Consider the following 984-nt stretch of genomic DNA (forward strand, 5'->3'; position numbering starts at 1 on the left):
GCCCGGGGGCCTGCTCGAGGCCCTGGACGCCCGCCTGCCGTTCGCGCTCACGCCCGGCCAGGTGGCGGTGGGGGAGCAGCTGTCCGCCGAGCTGGCCCGGGACGCCCCGATGAGCCGGCTGCTGCAGGGGGACGTGGGCGCGGGCAAGACGCTCGTGGCCCTGCGGGCGATGCTGCAGGTCGTGGACGCCGGCGGCCAGGCCGCCCTGGTGGCGCCCACCGAGGTGCTCGCCGCGCAGCACCACCGCGCCCTGCTGCGCCTGATGGGCCCGCTCGCGGAGGCCGGCACCCTCGGGGCCGGCGACGGCCCGGCCACGAGGGTCGTGCTGGTCACCGGCTCGCTCAAGACCGCCGCGCGCCGCGAGGCGCTGCTGGCCCTGGCCTCCGGCGAGGCCGGGATCGCCGTGGGGACGCATGCGCTGCTCTCCGAGAAGGTGGGCTTCGCCGAGCTGGCCCTGGCCGTCGTCGACGAGCAGCACCGCTTCGGCGTGGACCAGCGCGAGGCCCTGCGGCGGGCCAACCCCGGCACGCACCTGCTCGTCATGTCCGCCACACCCATCCCGCGCTCCGTGGCGATGACGGTGTTCGGCGACCTGGACCTGTCGGTGCTCGAGGGGCTGCCCTCGGGGCGTCAGCCGGTCACCACGCACGTGGCGCGGATGGCCCACGGCCCGCGCGTGATCGGGCGCGTGTGGGAGCTGATCGCCGAGCACGTGGCGGCCGGCCACCAGGCGTTCGTGGTGTGCCCGCGCATCGACCCCGACGACGCCGACCCGGGTCACGCCAACGTGGAGGAGATGACACCCCGGCTGCGGGGTCTCCCGGCGCTGGCGGGGCTGCGGATCGACGCCGTGCACGGGCGCATGGACCAGGCCGAGCAGGACGCGGCGATGCAGGCCTTCGCGCGCGGGGAGACGGACGTGCTCGTGGCGACCACCGTCATCGAGGTGGGCGTGGACATGCCCAACGCGACGGTCATGGCGAT

1 protein-coding gene is annotated in these 984 nt (G+C 76.1%); it reads left to right on the top strand.

Going from position 1 to position 984, the window contains the following annotated elements:
• A partial coding sequence (locus HMPREF3105_RS01265; protein ID WP_141762376.1) for a DEAD/DEAH box helicase occupies positions 1-984 on the top strand: 984 nt, incomplete at both ends.

The sequence above is a fragment of the Micrococcus sp. HMSC31B01 genome, from assembly GCF_001816085.1.
Taxonomy (GTDB): Bacteria; Actinomycetota; Actinomycetes; order Actinomycetales; family Micrococcaceae; genus Micrococcus; species Micrococcus luteus.